The organism is Paenibacillus sp. FSL R5-192 (assembly GCF_000517845.1).
Taxonomy (GTDB): Bacteria; Bacillota; Bacilli; order Paenibacillales; family Paenibacillaceae; genus Paenibacillus; species Paenibacillus amylolyticus.
The window spans coordinates 13,913-30,725 of the sequence record NZ_ASPR01000001.1; the positions used below are offsets into that span (position 1 = coordinate 13,913).

Sequence of the window (16,813 nt, forward strand, 5' to 3'; positions counted from 1 at the left end):
ATCAACCCTTGGAGGTTATAAACATGGACCAAAACGAGCAAAACGGCAAAAAACAGATTGCCTTGAATATCGTTAGTGCAAAAAGCAAGCATAAAGGCTTCGGTGCAGGCTCCATTGAGCTGAATAACCTTTCCCCGGTCATTATTGATAATGGCGAAGCCAAAATCGATATTGGTGCGATGCATGCGAAGAGCAAAGTGGAACGCAATATCAAGTTCTCTACCAATCGTGAGGATGTGCCCAACGGACGCCAGGTATGGCTGGTATGGGTAGCTGTCGATCGCACGGAGGAAGGCCAACTGTATGGTGGAGCAACGGCATGTGAGATGTGGATTGATACGGAAGCAAGACGTGGATGGAAACTGCTGGCGGAACATGTGAATCGCATGGATTATGCCTTGAAGCGTCGCTTCATGTTGGATGAGCTTGGACCTGAAGCTCGAGCTGCACTTAAGACACTGCTGATCTCACACAACGAAGACTGGTGGAATGCTTCTCCAGATGTATTGAAGGAAGCACTCGCCTAAGGCAGATCTTTCAACACAGTCTAAAAAAAAAAGCAAAAGGCCCCTTGACCGGAAAGTTAGGTTGGGGGTCTTTTGCTTGTGCCTTAATCGTATTCATCGATCTGAATAATTATGAGTTTTCATCCGAAGTGAATTACCAATTGTTCAATATAACCAGGGGTTATAGGTGACGTAACTAAGTCATTGCGCATTTACGTCATTCTACCCACCAACGTTTGAAATCTCCCCACCAAGAATGTTTCTCTTCCTGTATGCCTTGTTGATTCTGTACCTGACGGGTCTTCTCATCTTCTCCAGAATCCGAATCATCCGTTGTGCCATGGCATACCTCTGTCGGTTCAGTACCATCAATAAAAACTTCCAATCGTTTCTCTTCACAACCGTTGCCTGCCAGCTTGCCGGATTCCGGATCAATATATACACTTACGACATGATCAGGCACGGTGAAGATTTTGGGTGGTACGCTCGCAAGGGCCTGCTCTGTGAACTGGGCAAAGATCGGCGCTGCCCGGCGGCCATCCGAAGTCGAGATGGATTTGCCTTGATCGTAACCAACCCATACAGCGGTGGAAAGCTCCGGTGTGAATCCAACGAGCCAGGCATCCGTGTTGGTTGTTCCTGTTTTTCCCGCTACCGGACGTTTGATCGCCTTAGACACGCGGTTACCCGTTCCTCCATTTTCGAAGACACTTTCCATTAAACGAGTCAGTACATAAGCTGCCGCAGGTTCCACAACGGTCTCAGCCTTCGTCTGAGGCGATTCATAGAGCACACGTCCTGCGGCATCTGTTACTTGCAGAATGGCGACAGGTGGCGTCCGTTGTCCACCAGCAGCAATGACGGAAAAGGCGGACGCCATCTCCAACGGGCTGACAGGTGACGTTCCCAGTGCAAGAGAAGGTACGGCGCTCAGGTTGCTTGTAATGCCGAGGTTTTTTGCCATACTCACAACCTGCTCAGGACCGATCTGCATAATGGTGTTCACCGCATAGATATTGTCTGAAGCGGCGATCGCCTGTCTTAGATCAATCTCACCCAGATACTTGTCTCCAAAGTTGCCGGGTTTATAGGTTTTGCGGTCATTGTCATAGTGAAACAGGGTAGGTTCACTGTTAAATATGGATGCACTGGTAAGCTGCTTGGACTCTAGGGCTGCCAGATACATAATCGGTTTAAACGCCGAACCTGGCTGGCGCGTTGTCGCCAGTACATGGTTAATCTGATTGGTGCGGTAATTCTTGCCGCCTACCATGGCTTTGATGTAACCCGTACGAGGGTCGATGGACACAAGGGCCGTCTCCAGCTCACTTTTGGCATCCATACCCTTCGCTATGGCGTCTTCCGCTGCTTTTTGTACACGCAGATCCAGGGTGGTGTAGATGTTCAATCCCCCATGGTCCAGCATCGCTTCACTGATTCCCAACTCTTTGATGGCCAGATTCCGGATATAGTCACGGAAATACGGGGCGCTTTCCACCGTTTTACGCTCACTTTCCGGTTTGAACGAAAGCATTTTCTCATAGGCCTTATCCGCTTCGGCCTGGGTGATCTTGCCGATATCAGCCATGGCATTCAGCACAATCTTCTGTCGGTCTTTGGCATTCTTCATATGGTTATAGGGTGAATAGTAGGTAGGTCCTTTCGGGATTCCTGCCAGCATGGCACTCTCTGCGAGATCCAGCTGTTTGGCTGATTTGCCAAAATACATTCGTGAAGCCGCTTCAATTCCGTACGCACCATGCCCATAATAGATTTCGTTCAGATACATCTGCAAAATTTCATCCTTGCTGTATTTCATCTCCAATTGCGCCGTGTACATGGCTTCCTTGGCTTTGCGAGTCCATGTTTTCTCATGAGATAGATACAGGTTACGCGCCAGCTGTTGAGTCAATGTACTTGCACCTTGCGACATCTGCATATGTTCGAGGTTAACGAGCACAGCCCGTCCCATCCCTTGCACGTCGAACCCGTAGTGATTATAGAATTTGCGGTCCTCTACAGCCAGAGTGGCATTGACCAGATCTGGAGCGATATCCTCCAGTTGAACGGGTACAGAGTCTTTGCCACCTGCGGAGAAGGTAGCGATGACTTCACCCTGACTGTCCAGTAATCTGGAATTCCGGTCAGAGTCTGCTAGGGGCAGGCTGGTTGCGTATAGATAGACCAATCCTGCAGCGGTAGCAAGTATGGCGAGCACAGCGAGCAGAGACAGGTTTTTAATGAATTTTCGTACAGGGAACCCGCGTTTGCGGGTCTTTTGATTTGGCTTGGTCATGGAACGGGCTCCTCCCTTTTCTTCCAGTATGGGACTTGATTGGCAGGGATATTCAATCGGGTGCATAAGCAAACAAAATGTAGCATTTTCACCTTAAAAACCGTTTTGCAGTATAAACGTCAATCGCGTATAATGCAAAAGGGTAATGAAAAGGTAAGATTCGGCACAAGATACTAAAGCGCGTAAGGACGAACAGACGAATGGTCATTGATTCATTGATTAGTCAGACGCTCTGCACGCTCTGGTCAATTTAATCTATATAATGAAGTGAACCGCGGACCTTTCCCGCAGGCCAGCAATGATAACGCGATATGGCGCCGAACGCTGGACGTGCTTGGGCGAACCGATTATAGTGCACAGCACTTGGTCGGGTATGGCTGATCATTAACTTTACGGAAAGAAGGTAGAGATTATGGAATTGTGGTTTACGGAGAAACAGACCCCGGTATTCGGGATCACCGCGAAGATTAAGCAGACCTATGTTACAGAGAAAACGGATTTTCAAGATTTGGCCATGGTAGAGACCGAAGAATTCGGTAACATGTTGCTTCTTGATGGCATGGTGATGACGACTGTAAAAGACGAATTCGTATATCACGAAATGGCGGCACACCCTGCGCTGAACACTCACCCGAATCCGAAAAAAGTTCTGGTTGTCGGTGGCGGCGATGGCGGAGTCATTCGTGAAGTCGTTAAACATGATGCTGTAGAAAAAGCAGTTCTCGTCGAAATCGACGGTAAGGTTATTGAATACTCTAAAAAATATTTGCCTGAAATCGCCGGCAAGTTGGACGAGCCTAATGTTGAAGTGCTCGTGAACGACGGCTACATGCATATTATTGAACATAAAAATGAATACGATGTGATCATCGTAGACTCCACGGAGCCTGTAGGGCCGGCTGCGCCATTGTTTGAGCGTGGGTTCTACCAAGGCATCTACGAAGCATTGAAAGAAGACGGAATCTTCGTTGCCCAAACGGACAATCCTTGGTTCAAGGCGGATCTGATCCAGAAGGTGAACAAAGACGTCAAAGAAATCTTCCCGATCGTACATGTGTACGGCTGTAATATTCCAACCTATCCAAGTGGTTTGTGGACATTCACTATGGGTAGCAAGAAACATGACCCGCTCGAAGTGGATGAGACTCAAATCCCGGAGATGGATACCAAGTATTACTCTCCGCGTCTGCACAAAGCAGCATTTGTACTTCCTAAATTCGTGGAAGATTTAACGAAATAAAAGGGGAAATCATTAATGAAACTGGATCAAGCTTATTCAGGAAACGTATTTATTTGCAGCTCTGAGGATTATGAGAACTCCAAAGCGGTTATCTATGGTATGCCGATGGATTACACCGTCAGCTTCCGTCCGGGTTCCCGTTTCGGCCCATCTCATATCCGTCAAGCATCGGTTGGACTTGAAGAGTACAGCCCATATCTCGACAAAAGCATTGTAGACATGACATACTTTGACGCTGGAGACCTGCTCTTGCCTTTCGGTAACGCGGGACGCAGCCTTGAAGTAATTCATGAATACATCGGCAGTCTGCTCGCTGACGACAAATTCCCAGTTGGTCTCGGTGGCGAGCATCTGGTTACTTGGCCAGTCATCCAACAGATGTACAAGAAATACCCGGATCTTATTCTGATTCATATTGATGCACACGCAGACCTTCGTGAAAACTATGAAGGCGAGCCATTGTCCCACTCCACACCAGTGCGTAAAGCAGCTGAGTTGATGGGTGGCAAAAACATCTATCAGTTCGGTATCCGTTCCGGTTCCCGTGAGGAGTTCCAGTATGGTCGCGAGAACATCAACTTCTATCCATTTGAAGTGGCAGCTCCGATGAAGGAAGCTCTTCCGAAGATGGGCAACCGTCCGGTGTATGTGACCATCGACATCGATGTACTTGATCCGTCAGCAGCACCAGGAACAGGTACAGCAGAAGCGGGCGGCATTACGTCCAAGGAACTGCTGGAAGCCATTCATATGATCGCAGGATCTGATGTAAATGTAGTTGGTTGTGACTTGGTTGAAGTTGCACCAATCTATGATCCAACACAACAGACACAGATTGTAGCTGCGAAGCTGATTCGTGAAATGCTGCTTGGATTTGTGAAATAATTACTGAATAATCGATAAGTATAACGCTCTCTGTCTGCGCGGGTTCAACTTTGCGCAGGGGAGGGCGTTTTGTATTGTTAACTTTTGTACAGAGCTGTGCTATACTGACTACATAAGTATTCAGTAGTATATTAATTGATATATTACATTCGTGAAGTATATGGTGATCGGGTTCGGTCATATACTAAAAAGAGCCTTTACCGCTGCCAACGGTAAAGACTCTTAGGACCCGAAAGGCTGTGGATTGCCACGGCGCGCATGAACTAAATAATGCTATTCAAGCAAAACCCACCGTCAGGCTTCCGACCTTATGAGGTGGGTTTTCGCTTGCTACGAAACTTTTTGCGCAACCAACGGTAAAGCTTTCGCCCACTCAGTACAATACTGAGGATCGCAGCAATCCATCGGATTACATCAAGTAACGCCACAAGTTTGACCAACGACGTCACCCCCTTTCGGGAAGCTGCGCCGTGGTCTGGAAAACATCCACCGATATTCAAAAGTCCATAACATTAATTATAGCACGTATGTTCCCTTGCCTCTACCATTTATTTCATGTGTTAGTATGGACTCTCCTCTTACGCAGATATCGTGCCTTGGTATGACTCTATCTTAATATATGTGTATAATATGGAAATAGAGGAAGGGAAAGGTGGATGTGAATGCGTGTGATTCGGACTCAATTGAGTATGTATCCCAAGTGGCTGACTGCAGTTTTTATAGTGTTTGTCATCAATTTTGTATTAGCAGTGACGATATTTCTCAACTTTACGTTGATGGTGGCTGATCTGGCTATGCTTTTTGCTGCATATAGTATTCGGGAATATAAATACAACAAAATATATTTTAGTTTATGCCTTTTATTAAGTATCAGTTTTGTTATCCTTGCTGTGGTGACGTATCCCATTTAACTTAGAGTACACAATGTTTGGTGATGAACCACCCTTGCCTACATGATCCAATCATGGGTAAAGGTGGTTTTTTTCTTGCAAAATTGTCATCAGGGTTAATCAGATTGTTACGTTAGAACCATCAAATTTGGGTAAAACCATAGAAGGAGGTGTTACGATGACAACCAAGAGTACAATGACATGGAAACGGATTGGTGCACTCGCATTATCGTTAATGCTGGCTTGGGGGATGGGTCCGGTACATACGCTATCAGGTGCTAACGCTGCATCCTCACAGGCATGTGGAAAGGGAGATCATGGACTATCTGCTACATTAAAAAAGGGCAGCAGTGTGGAAGAGCAACACCTGCAATTTACTGACATTGATTTTCTTAATGATACGACTGGACGAGCTGGGGGTGAAGGCTTCCTGATCGGTACTTCGAATGCAGGATGTACGTGGCAGTCCATATATACCGGGCAGTGGCAATTCACTCAGCTTGATTTTCCGAATAATGTGAACGGATATGCGCTGGCGCGAGTGAAGGATTCACCTGCAACCTATCTGATCCGTACCCATGATGGGGGATCGCACTGGACGCGGCTCGATACGCCGGGCATTCAATTCAAGCGAATTGATTTTCGCAATAAAGATGTAGGTTATGGTTACACCTATAATGGTGCATATCAGACGAAGGATGGCGGGGTAACCTGGAGTAAATTGAATACACCTGCCAACACGCGTGCAGCTGCCTTTGCGACAGAGAAACAAGGGTATGCCGTCGTGGTTGTACCTGGATCGGGATATCATCTGAAGCAAACGAGTGATGGCGGCAAGAACTGGACAACCTCTCTTCGAGTTGTCTCAGACACATGGAGCGGAGCGGATCTGTATGCACATGGCCAACAAGTATGGGCCCTTCTGTATGGTGATGCAGGCATGTCCCAACAATCTTACTCCCTCTATGCGAGCGATAATCAAGGCAAGAACTGGACCCAAGTATTTGCACAATCCACAGCAGGGGGAGGTCCTGCACCGGGTACAAACAGTACGGGCAAAGGAAACGGACCAGCCAACCCGGGTGGTCATCCCGGCAACATGGCGTTGATTGGTAATCAGACGGCGTATCTGTCTGCAGGTTCACCCGCAGCTGGCAAAGTGGGTATTGGACGTTCTTATGATACAGGTTCCACGTGGAAAAATATTGACCTGAGAGATCCGGGATACAGTTCCCGTATCTCGTTCCCATCGGCCAAGACGGGTTGGCTCGTAGTCACAAGTGATAACTCTCCTGCGATCTATCAGACTATAGATGGTGGAACGACGTGGACACAAAAAATGTTGTTGCCTTCAGAGCAGGATTAAGTAGCCTGTTATTCTGAAATAATAAACGGGCAAATCCAAATTAGAAATGTATAAAAATCAATTTGGTAAGTCTCTGTATGAATTTCTATAATAAACAAGCCTCTTCCTAATCAATTACACAGGAAGAGGCTTGTTTGTGTAGAAATAAAAACGGTTGAAACCTACTCTAAAACGAGTTATTGTAAGCGATAACAATACATTATATGGAGGTTGAAATCATGGTTGATGTTATTTTAAAGGCGGATTCTGATAAAGGATTAATAAATCGCAATATATATGGTCACTTTTCCGAACACTTGGGACGTTGTATTTATGAGGGGCTGTGGGTAGGAGAAGATTCACCTATTCCGAATACGGATGGGATTCGAAATGATGTATTGACGGCCTTGCAGAAGCTTAATATTCCAGTACTTCGCTGGCCAGGCGGTTGTTTTGCCGATGAATATCACTGGAAAGATGGTGTAGGTCCGAAGAGTGAGCGTGCTCGTATGATCAATACACACTGGGGCGGTGTGGAAGAGAACAATCACTTTGGTACACATGAATTCTTGAGATTATGTGAGTTGCTCGGCACGGAGCCATACATCAGTGGCAATCTGGGTAGCGGTACAGTGCAGGAGATGCAGGAATGGGTGGAGTACATCACATTTGACGGCGAATCCCCGATGGCGAACTGGCGTAAGAGTAATGGTAGGGAAGAACCGTGGAAAATGAAGTATTTTGGCGTGGGAAATGAGAACTGGGGATGCGGCGGCAATATGCGTCCTGAATATTATGCGGATGAATATCGTCGGTATGCTACATATGTACGTAACTATTCCGGGAACGAGATTTATAAAATCGCTTGTGGGCCCAACGAAGGCAACTATGAATGGATGGAAGTCCTGATGCGGGAGGCTGCTCGCTTTATGGATGGAATCAGTCTTCATTATTACACTATCCCTACAGGAGAGTGGAATGATAAAGGCGCAGCTACAGGATTTGGTGAGGCTGAATGGTTCACTACCTTGAAAAAGACGCTCCATATGGATGAATTACTGGTGAAGCACTCCGAGATTATGGACAAATATGATCCAGAGGGCAGAGTCGGCATTATTGTGGATGAATGGGGCACGTGGTATAACGTTGAGCAGGGAACCAATCCAGGGTTCCTGTATCAACAGAATACGATGCGGGATGCTGTGCTTGCAGGTGTTAACCTGAATATTTTCAACCAACATAACAAACGGGTACACATGGCAAATCTTGCGCAGATCGTCAATGTGCTTCAATCGCTTGTGCTCACGGAAGGGGACAAAATGCTCCTGACCCCTACGTACCATGTATTTGATATGTATCAGGTCCATATGGATGCACAGCGACTGGATTTGAATTATGAAAGCCCAGGATACACATTCGGAGAAGAGACCATTCCGCAGCTCAGCTTATCAGCTTCCCGCAACAAGGATGGGGTCATTCATGTGACAGCTTGTAATCTGAGTCACACGGATGAGTTGGAAGTTGTGTGTCAGCTGGACGCAGCTCAAGCGGCTAAAGTAAACGGGCAGATTCTGCACCATACTGATTTTGGTGCATTTAATACCTTTGAACAGCCGAATCATGTTCAGCCTGTGGCGTGGGATGGAATCACACTGGAGAATAACACACTGCGTTTTGTCCTTCCACCAGCATCGGTTGGGGTGCTCGCTGTCGAGGGTTAATGCATGAAAAGGCAGGAACCTTGCAAAGGCTGTAATGATCAGTACGATGTGAAGATTAGCGATGCCAAAATGGCCAGACTTGTGGAGATTGCCTCACGTTCGCGTCCGACGGTACAGGATGAGGAATATGAACGTCGGCTATCCATCTGCTCTGCTTGTCCGGGATTGCAATATGGCACAACTTGTCGGCATTGTGGTTGTCTCGTACAGGTGCGAGCGAAGCTGAGTGAGTCGACATGTCCTTTTCCTTATGAATCCCAATGGGCCTGATCGGAGGAACGAATCTTATTATAATGAAGCAAAAGGGAGTTGCACTTTACCGGTGCGGCTCTTCTTTTTTTGGCTTGATGAGGAAAAAACTCTGAATTTGGATTTGAATTGAGCGAGGGAACTGGATATAGTTATACAGTAGAGTGTAGGATAGCGAGCTATCCGGGAATATGAGCGCGTATAGCGACACAACAATACGGGAAGGGCTGTTCTCACCAGCCGTGCCTGATTTTGCGTCGCCTCGAATATAATGGAGGTTAACATTCATGTCGAACATGCGACCGGTACACATCCGGCTGCACAGCCGTTATGAAGGTGAAGATGTGCTGCAGGAAATGCAGGGTGAAGCCGTGTTAAAAGGGTCTGTTCTTTATGTTCGTTATGAAGAACCGCAGGTTGGACCTGAGGGAGGTACAACCCGTACAACATTGAAGCTGGGCGGACAATCCATCAAGATTATACGTCATGGTGAGGTGGAATCGGAGCAGACTTTTGAGTTGAATCGGAAGCTTCCTGGTTTCTACCGATCACCATACATGTCGTTTGCCCTGTCCACGCATACACAGAAGCTGGAACTTTCCATTCAGGGATTGAGCGCACGCGCAGCGTGGAGCTACGACTTTTACCGCTTTGATGAAGAATCTGGACATTTCGCGATTAGTTTGCATATACAGGAGGAACCAATTTCATGACACGTAATCCACTAGATACGATTAACGAACGGGTAAGTACGGCCATCGGCAACGCCATTGTGACGGCCGGAATTGTTACGCAGGACGAATTGCCAGCCATCACATTGGAAGTGCCACGTGAGAAGACACACGGGGACTTGGCGACCAATGCTGCCATGCAGCTGACCAAGATTGCCAAGCGCAATCCGCGTCAGATTGCTGAAGAGATCATTGCCAATCTGAATCTGGCTGAAGCCGGAATCGAGAAGGCTGAGATTGCGGGCCCAGGATTCATTAACTTCAAATTGGACAAGAGTTACCTTTATCCAGTACTTGCGCTTGTGCAGGAGCAGGGTAAAGATTACGGAAGAATTAACATCGGAGAAGGACGCAAAGTCGAGATGGAGTTTGTCAGTGCCAACCCGACAGGCAGCCTGCATCTGGGTCATGCCCGTGGAGCAGCTGTAGGTGATGCACTATGTAACATCCTTGACTACGCAGGATATGATGTAACCCGTGAATACTACATTAATGATGCAGGTAATCAGGTGTTTAATCTGGCTCGTTCCATTGAAGCTCGTTATCTGCAAGAGCTGGGTCAGGATGCTGAGATGCCTGAAGACGGTTATCACGGTGAAGATATTAAAGGATTCGCCAAGCAGCTTGTTGCTGAAAAGGGTGACGAGTTGCTGTCCATGCATCCGGGTGACCGTGCGGCTTATTTCCGTGACTTTGGTCTGGAGAAGGAACTGGACAAGATCAAACGTGACTTGAATCGCTTCCGTGTTAACTTTGACATCTGGTTCAGCGAAACTTCCCTGTACGACAACGGAGAAGTGCTGCGAGTGCTTGATGAATTGCGTGACCGCAATGAGATCTATGAGCAAGATGGAGCAACTTGGTTAAAAACGATGCAGTACGGTGACGACAAAGAACGTGTATTGATCAAGAACGATGGCACGTATACTTACCTGACGCCAGATATTGCTTATCACCGCGACAAATATGCTCGTGGATACGATACGATGATCAACATCTGGGGTGCCGATCACCATGGATATATTCCACGGATGAAAGCCGCGATGCAAGCACTGGGTAATGACCCTGAGAAACTGGTGGTCTTGATTGCACAGATGGTGAGCTTGTTCCAGAACGGTGAAAAAGTGAAGATGTCCAAGCGTACAGGTAAAGCTGTAACGATGGAAGATCTGATGGATGAAGTCGGCATTGATGCCATCCGTTACTTCTTCACAATGCGCAGCATGGACTCCCATCTGGACTTTGACATGGACCTTGCGATTTCGACATCCAATGAGAATCCGGTATTCTACGTACAATACGCGCATGCACGTGTATGTAGCGTATACCGTCAGGCTGAAGAACAAGGTATTGAACTGTTGCCACTGGCACAGATTGACCTGTCCAAGCTGACAACAGAGCACGAGTATGACCTTCTCCGCAAAATGGGAGAGTTGCCTGAGGAAATCTCGGCAGCAGCAACAGGATATGCGCCTCATCGTATCATCCGTTATGTATACGAGCTGGCATCCCTGTTCCATAGCTACTACCGTGCAGAACGTGTCATTACGGAAGACACGCAGCAAACTCAAGCACGTCTGGCACTGATCGGTGCTGTACGTACCGTTATCGCAACAGCGCTTCGTCTGGTAGGCGTAACCGCTCCTGACAAAATGTAAGTTCCAGGCTAGCGGCACATCCGCCGCTCTGCCTAACAAAAAAAGTCTCCAAGTCCACGTTGCAACTTCAACGTGGTACATGGAGACTTTTTTTATTGTGTACCCGGAGTTGAAGAAAACGAAATGCCTGACCCATCCAAGGCACACTAGCCTGCTCTGACATCACAGTGGGTGTAACCTAGAGTTTCAGCCGCTACGTAATACTCCCTCGTGCGTACTGCCTGGGCCGGGCTACTGCGTTTCGCCACGAAGCCTCAATCAAGTTCGGCTGACGGCTGACAGAGCTGGCTCACTCCCCGCCCTCCTGCATTAGCTTCAGGGCATCAATCTCACCACCACGCACCTTGCTCTTTGCTGTGGTAGTCTTGCGGGCGCGCAACGGGATCGTAGCACGTTTGACGAGTGTCTTGATTTCACTAGGGGATAACCCCGGATGTTTGGAGAGCAGCAAGGCGATAGCGCCACTCACATGGGACGTCGCCATGGATGTGCCGCTCATCTCGTGATGCTTGCCTTGTACCCAGGAAGAGACGATTTTATCACCGGGTGCATAGACATCCACATATGCGCCACGATTGCTGAAGGACGCAATACGTCTGTTTTTGTCGGTTGCCCCAACAGATATGGTCTGGGGATACCGTGCAGGGTAATCAATACTGCGGCGTTTGCCGTCATTTCCTGACGAAGCAACAATAACGATTCCAGCATGGTATGCACGATTGACAACGTCAAGAAGCGCCTTGCTGCGTGTTTTCATGCCAAAGCTCATATTGATGATATCGACCTTGTTGCGCACACACCAGTCGATGCCAAGTACAATATCGGATACATAAGCCGATCCGTTGTGGTCAAATGCTTTCACCGGATAGATCAGGGAGCGTGGAGCTACACCAATCATGCCTGCGGTACTGTTGGCAGCAGCGATAGTCCCTGCTATGTGGGTGCCGTGTCCGTTATCATCATGAGGAAGCAGGCTGCGGTTTAACAGATTGATTCCGCGTGCCAGGGAATAACGAAGATCAGGATGGTGATAATCAGCACCTGTATCAATCACACCGATTTTAATCCGGTGTCCGGTAGACACAGACCATACTTTGGGCGCCCGAATCTGCTTCACTCCCCAGGGTATGCCTTGAGCATTGCTTGGTTTGCTGTGGAGTGCGTTGGCATGAAGGGAGATGGGAACGTCTTCTTCAATCGTAATTTCATCCCCATAGCGGTATAGGTCCTCCGGGCGTTGGACTGGAGCGATAATGGAACGAGCTAGTCGCGAGGAACGGACAGCCCCAAGGTCGGTGAATTCATTCCGCATTCGGGACAATTCTACGAGACAGGCCTCGTACTGCTGCGGTTTGGCAAATCGGATCAAATATCGCCCTCCCTGTTCTGGTTCAGGGCGTCGCATTCCGTCAATCAATTGATGCAATAAACCAGTATAGTCCATAATGGGCAGCCCCCTTCGGGATGAACATGCTGAGGTATTCTATGAATGCGCTCATCCCGCCGCATGGGGAACTTGCCCTTTTTTTACAAAAACACATTCTCTTCGTGTCAAAACGGGCGCAGGGACATATGATGGATGGAGAGCTAGAGGGCTCTTGCGGGGAACCTGGTGAGGAGTAATCCTCCAAGGGTATACAGTCAGAAGGCGGAGGGGACTCCGTCTTTTTTATTATGGAGTTGTCTCTTTGGCAAAGAGGATATTCCTGTGGGTTTGATGTCACTTCACGTTTAATATGTGGACATATTGTTGCTGCTCTCCGCATTTGCGTCACATCCGTACATAAAAACTTGCTTTTTAACGCTAAATAGGTTTTACTTAGGTTTGTTAATGGATATGTTATACGTAACAGTCCAGTTCGTAGGGGTTAAAAAGTGAATTTTGTGTGAGAGGAAGTGTCTGCAGTGAGTACCTCGCTCAATTTGAAAATTGATAAAGAAAAGGTAAAAGAGATCCCTTTGGTGGACCTTGCCTTTATGGTGCTGAAAGCGGCTAATACGCCGTATTACTATCGTGACTTAATGAATGAGGTAGCGAAGCAGCGCGGAATGACTGATGAAGAAATCAACGAGTTTATCGCCCAGCTATATACCGAGATTAATATCGATGGCCGTTTTGCTTGCGTCGGTACAAGTCTGTGGGGCTTAAAGCGCTGGTATCCGGTAGCTGGAACAGAAGATTCCATGACGGGTGCGAAGCGTCCGCGTATCATCAACGATGAAGACGATGATCTGGAAGATGAAGACTTCGGTGAAGAAGAAGACAGCTATAGCAGCGATGAAGGCTTCGACAGCACGGATAAAGAGGAAGAAGAAGACGAAGAAGAGGAAGAAGAAGACGACATCTTTGACGAAGAAGACAGCGAAGAAGAAGTGCTGGTTGAAGATGACGATCTGGAAGATGAAGACCTCGAAGAAGACGAAGAAGAGTCCGAAAACGAGGATGAATTTGACGACGATTCTGATAATCGGTAGTCATTTTTGACGTCTATAATTTACCCGTTTCCCCGGAATAGTCAGCCTTGACAGCAGACGGGGTAACGGGTAAACTATTGCATGGGCTTATGAATGAGCGACAATATATTTATGTTTTTTATAGAAGGTGCCCCGTCCTGCGGGAGTACTTTTTTTTGTATTTTTAGAGGCATAATTTTGCAAAAATGATTTTTTTCCGTATGCTCCCGGCCAACATTTCGTGGCCCGTTTTTGTATATCAAAAACACCAAATGGAATGAAGGCCATCGGAATATTTGCACCATTTTTTGCTGTAGAACAACGTGTATTTAAACCGTCTTCGCAGAAAGAGCAGTTCGCAGATGCAGGGAATTTCTGCCATTGCTCTTTTTAACGATGATTACCTGGGAAACAGGTTACGATAACACCATATATCGCCTGAATTTCTGTACTTATATTAGGAGGGTAATAACAGTGACAAAGTATATTTTCGTGACGGGCGGAGTTGTGTCCTCCCTGGGCAAAGGGATTACGGCTGCTTCTCTGGGCAGATTGCTGAAAAACAGAGGGCTTAAGGTAACGATCCAGAAATTTGATCCATATATTAACATCGACCCGGGAACAATGAGTCCTTATCAGCACGGCGAGGTTTTTGTAACGGATGATGGCGCGGAAACGGATCTGGACCTTGGCCACTATGAACGTTTTATTGATATCAATCTCTCCAAAAACAGCAACGTCACGACTGGTAAAGTATACTCTTCCGTCATCAGCAAAGAGCGGCGCGGGGAATATCTGGGCGGAACGGTACAAGTTATTCCACACATTACGAACGAGATCAAAGAGCGTGTATTCCGCGCTGGACGTGAAGCGGGTTCGGATGTGGTTATTACGGAAATTGGTGGAACAGTGGGCGACATTGAGAGTTTGCCTTTCCTGGAAGCTATCCGTCAGATCAAGAGTGATGTAGGTCGCGACAATGTGATGTACATCCACGTAACACTTATTCCTTATATCAAAGCAGCTGGTGAAGTGAAAACAAAACCAACGCAACATAGTGTTAAGGAATTACGCAGCATCGGTATTCAACCGAATGTGATTGTATGCCGTACGGAGTATGAATTGTCTAAAGACATGAAAGCCAAGATCGCTCTCTTCTGCGACATTGATGAGAATGCCGTGGTTGAATGTCGTGATGCAGACACGTTGTATCAAGTACCTTTGAACCTGCGTGAAGAAGGCTTGGATGAGATCGTGGTAAATCACCTGAAACTGACTACTCCTGCACCGGATATGAGCGAGTGGGAAGGGCTGGTTGACCGGATCAACAAGTTGGAGCATACAGTTGAGATCGCTATTGTTGGTAAATATGTAGCGTTGCATGATGCATACCTGAGTGTTGTTGAGTCGTTGTCTCATGCAGGATTTGCATCCAATGCTGATGTGAAAATCCGCTGGGTTCCTTCTGAAGATATTACGGATGAGAATGTAGGCGACCTGTTACATGGTATTGGGGGTATCCTTGTTCCTGGTGGATTCGGAGATCGTGGTATTGAAGGTAAAGTATCGGCAATCCGTTATGCTCGTGAGAAACAAATTCCGTTCTTCGGTATTTGCCTGGGTATGCAGGTTTCCGTTATTGAGTATGCACGTTCCATTGTTGGTTTGAATGGTGCGAACAGTTCCGAGATTAATCCGGCTACGGAATTCCCTGTGATCGACCTGTTGCCTGAGCAAAAAGATATTGAGAATCTGGGTGGCACGATGCGTCTGGGTCTGTATCCTTGTAAGCTTCAGGAAGGTTCTTTGGCGATGGCTTGTTATGATGACGAGCTGGTGTATGAGAGACACCGTCACCGGTATGAGTTCAACAATGAATACCGTGAAACGATCGAAAAAGCAGGACTGGTTATCTCGGGTACATCCCCGGATGGACGTCTGGTTGAGATCGTGGAACTTCCAGGACACCCATGGTTCCTGGCGGTACAATTCCATCCGGAATTCACTTCCCGTCCGAACCGTCCGCAACCTTTGTTCCGTGATTTTGTAAAAGCTTCTCTGGTGAATGCGCAGAAGTAATAAATTTTTTTGTGTTAACGTAATAGATATTAGGGATGTTCCTGGCAACCATAGCGGCTGCCTGAACATCCCTTTTTTTGCGTAAAGAGCAGGTGGGAATGCTTTTTTGTCATTTTGTGAAGGTAGCAGGATTTTAATGGAAGAGGTAGAATACTTATCATGACGACTATGGGATAGTTATCCAGATTCGAAGGTGTGCATGCTTTCCTAATTCTAGGAGGTTACAGAGTGGAAGATAAAAAAGTTTTGATTGTTGATGACCAGAATGGTATTCGAATCCTGTTAATGGAAGTGTTCAGCAGTGAGGGGTATAACACGTTTCAAGCACCCAACGGCAAGGTTGCTCTGGAGATTGTGAATAATGACAAGCCTGACCTGGTATTGCTCGATATGAAGATTCCTGGGATGGACGGTCTGGAAATCCTGAAGCATATTAAAGAAATTGATCCGGGTATCAAGGTGATCATGATGACCGCTTATGGTGAACTGGACATGATTAAGGAAGCCACGGATCTCGGAGCGCTCATGCACTTTACGAAACCGTTTGATATCGACGAGATGCGAGTGGCTGTGAATATGCAACTTCGCAACGGTACCGCCAATAAATGCAGCTGAATCCTGTTGATACAGGATTTTTTTGCGTGTGGAGAACATAGAAGGTACTTGGTGGGAAAATGAGGTATTTCACTCCTTCATCCGGGGAATATTGGAAATGGGGAAGTTATAAAGCGGTGTCTATGAAAACTGTGCTGCAAAGCA

14 protein-coding genes are annotated in these 16,813 nt (G+C 47.1%); 11 read left to right on the forward strand and 3 right to left on the reverse strand.

From position 1 onward, the window contains the following. The first annotated feature begins 23 nt into the window (after nucleotides 1-23). Entirely contained in the window at nucleotides 24-527 is a 504-nt protein-coding gene (locus C161_RS00080; RefSeq protein ID WP_017691308.1) for a YwhD family protein, read from the forward strand. A gap of 196 nt (nucleotides 528-723) precedes the next feature. On the opposite strand, the gene C161_RS00085 is transcribed toward C161_RS00080, so the two are convergent. Continuing rightward, nucleotides 724-2,802, reverse strand: coding sequence for a transglycosylase domain-containing protein (locus C161_RS00085; RefSeq protein ID WP_036667686.1), 2,079 nt, complete (start codon nucleotides 2,800-2,802; stop codon nucleotides 724-726). 412 nt (nucleotides 2,803-3,214) lie between these two features. Between C161_RS00085 and speE the strand changes: the two genes are divergently transcribed. Both speE and speB read left to right on the forward strand, forming a co-directional pair. Next, a complete protein-coding gene (gene speE / locus C161_RS00090; RefSeq protein ID WP_036667687.1) occupies nucleotides 3,215-4,042 on the forward strand; it encodes a polyamine aminopropyltransferase in 828 nt (275 codons plus the stop codon). A gap of 15 nt (nucleotides 4,043-4,057) precedes the next feature. After that, nucleotides 4,058-4,927: an agmatinase gene (gene speB, locus C161_RS00095; RefSeq protein ID WP_036607280.1), complete on the forward strand. Its 870-nt coding sequence runs from the start codon at nucleotides 4,058-4,060 to the stop codon at nucleotides 4,925-4,927. A 308-nt stretch (nucleotides 4,928-5,235) separates the two neighbouring features. Here the strand turns inward: speB and C161_RS33280 are convergent, their stop codons facing one another. Continuing rightward, a complete protein-coding gene (locus tag C161_RS33280; protein WP_017691304.1) occupies nucleotides 5,236-5,367 on the reverse strand; it encodes a hypothetical protein in 132 nt (43 codons plus the stop codon). Nucleotides 5,368-5,995: 628 nt separating this feature from the next. On the opposite strand from C161_RS33280, the gene C161_RS00105 reads away from it, so the two are divergent. From C161_RS00105 to argS, 5 genes are all read left to right on the forward strand, one after another. Then, nucleotides 5,996-7,183 (forward strand): WD40/YVTN/BNR-like repeat-containing protein, encoded by a 1,188-nt coding sequence (locus C161_RS00105; RefSeq protein WP_036667690.1) that lies wholly within the window; start codon nucleotides 5,996-5,998, stop codon nucleotides 7,181-7,183. 218 nt (nucleotides 7,184-7,401) lie between these two features. Then, nucleotides 7,402-8,883, forward strand: a complete 1,482-nt coding sequence (locus tag C161_RS00110; protein WP_036667691.1) for an alpha-N-arabinofuranosidase — start codon at nucleotides 7,402-7,404, stop codon at nucleotides 8,881-8,883. A 3-nt stretch (nucleotides 8,884-8,886) separates the two neighbouring features. Then, nucleotides 8,887-9,153 carry a DUF6171 family protein gene (locus C161_RS00115; protein ID WP_036667692.1) on the forward strand — a complete coding sequence of 89 codons (267 nt, stop codon included), beginning with the start codon at nucleotides 8,887-8,889 and terminating at the stop codon, nucleotides 9,151-9,153. 266 nt (nucleotides 9,154-9,419) lie between these two features. After that, on the forward strand, nucleotides 9,420-9,845 hold the full coding sequence (locus tag C161_RS00120; protein ID WP_017691299.1) for a DUF1934 domain-containing protein: 426 nt from the start codon (nucleotides 9,420-9,422) through the stop codon (nucleotides 9,843-9,845). Further along, nucleotides 9,842-11,521: an arginine--tRNA ligase gene (gene argS, locus C161_RS00125; RefSeq protein ID WP_036667693.1), complete on the forward strand. Its 1,680-nt coding sequence runs from the start codon at nucleotides 9,842-9,844 to the stop codon at nucleotides 11,519-11,521. The genes C161_RS00120 and argS overlap by 4 nt, the downstream gene beginning before the upstream one ends. A gap of 289 nt (nucleotides 11,522-11,810) precedes the next feature. Here the strand turns inward: argS and C161_RS00130 are convergent, their stop codons facing one another. Continuing rightward, nucleotides 11,811-12,965 carry a S8 family peptidase gene (locus C161_RS00130; protein WP_036667694.1) on the reverse strand — a complete coding sequence of 385 codons (1,155 nt, stop codon included), beginning with the start codon at nucleotides 12,963-12,965 and terminating at the stop codon, nucleotides 11,811-11,813. 461 nt (nucleotides 12,966-13,426) lie between these two features. On the opposite strand from C161_RS00130, the gene rpoE reads away from it, so the two are divergent. From rpoE to C161_RS00145, 3 genes are all read left to right on the forward strand, one after another. Further along, nucleotides 13,427-13,996: a DNA-directed RNA polymerase subunit delta gene (gene rpoE / locus C161_RS00135; RefSeq protein WP_036607268.1), complete on the forward strand. Its 570-nt coding sequence runs from the start codon at nucleotides 13,427-13,429 to the stop codon at nucleotides 13,994-13,996. A gap of 453 nt (nucleotides 13,997-14,449) precedes the next feature. Next, the gene (locus C161_RS00140) at nucleotides 14,450-16,054 is read left to right on the forward strand and encodes a CTP synthase (protein ID WP_036607266.1); all 1,605 of its coding nucleotides are present in this window, start codon (nucleotides 14,450-14,452) and stop codon (nucleotides 16,052-16,054) included. Between the two features lie 228 nt (nucleotides 16,055-16,282). After that, nucleotides 16,283-16,669 carry a response regulator gene (locus C161_RS00145; RefSeq protein ID WP_017691292.1) on the forward strand — a complete coding sequence of 129 codons (387 nt, stop codon included), beginning with the start codon at nucleotides 16,283-16,285 and terminating at the stop codon, nucleotides 16,667-16,669. Nucleotides 16,670-16,813 lie beyond the last annotated feature (144 nt).

Excerpts from the sequence above, each read along its gene's own strand:
- C161_RS00085 (WP_036667686.1), bottom strand. The coding sequence starts at position 2,802 with ATGACCAAGCCAAATCAAAAGACCCGCAAACGCGGGTTCCCTGTACGA.
- C161_RS00120 (WP_017691299.1), top strand. The coding sequence starts at position 9,420 with ATGTCGAACATGCGACCGGTACACATCCGGCTGCACAGCCGTTATGAA.
- C161_RS00130 (WP_036667694.1), bottom strand. The coding sequence starts at position 12,965 with ATGGACTATACTGGTTTATTGCATCAATTGATTGACGGAATGCGACGC.
- argS (WP_036667693.1), top strand. The coding sequence starts at position 9,842 with ATGACACGTAATCCACTAGATACGATTAACGAACGGGTAAGTACGGCC.
- C161_RS00080 (WP_017691308.1), top strand. The coding sequence starts at position 24 with ATGGACCAAAACGAGCAAAACGGCAAAAAACAGATTGCCTTGAATATC.
- C161_RS00115 (WP_036667692.1), top strand. The coding sequence starts at position 8,887 with ATGAAAAGGCAGGAACCTTGCAAAGGCTGTAATGATCAGTACGATGTG.
- speE (WP_036667687.1), top strand. The coding sequence starts at position 3,215 with ATGGAATTGTGGTTTACGGAGAAACAGACCCCGGTATTCGGGATCACC.
- C161_RS00110 (WP_036667691.1), top strand. The coding sequence starts at position 7,402 with ATGGTTGATGTTATTTTAAAGGCGGATTCTGATAAAGGATTAATAAAT.
- C161_RS00105 (WP_036667690.1), top strand. The coding sequence starts at position 5,996 with ATGACAACCAAGAGTACAATGACATGGAAACGGATTGGTGCACTCGCA.
- speB (WP_036607280.1), top strand. The coding sequence starts at position 4,058 with ATGAAACTGGATCAAGCTTATTCAGGAAACGTATTTATTTGCAGCTCT.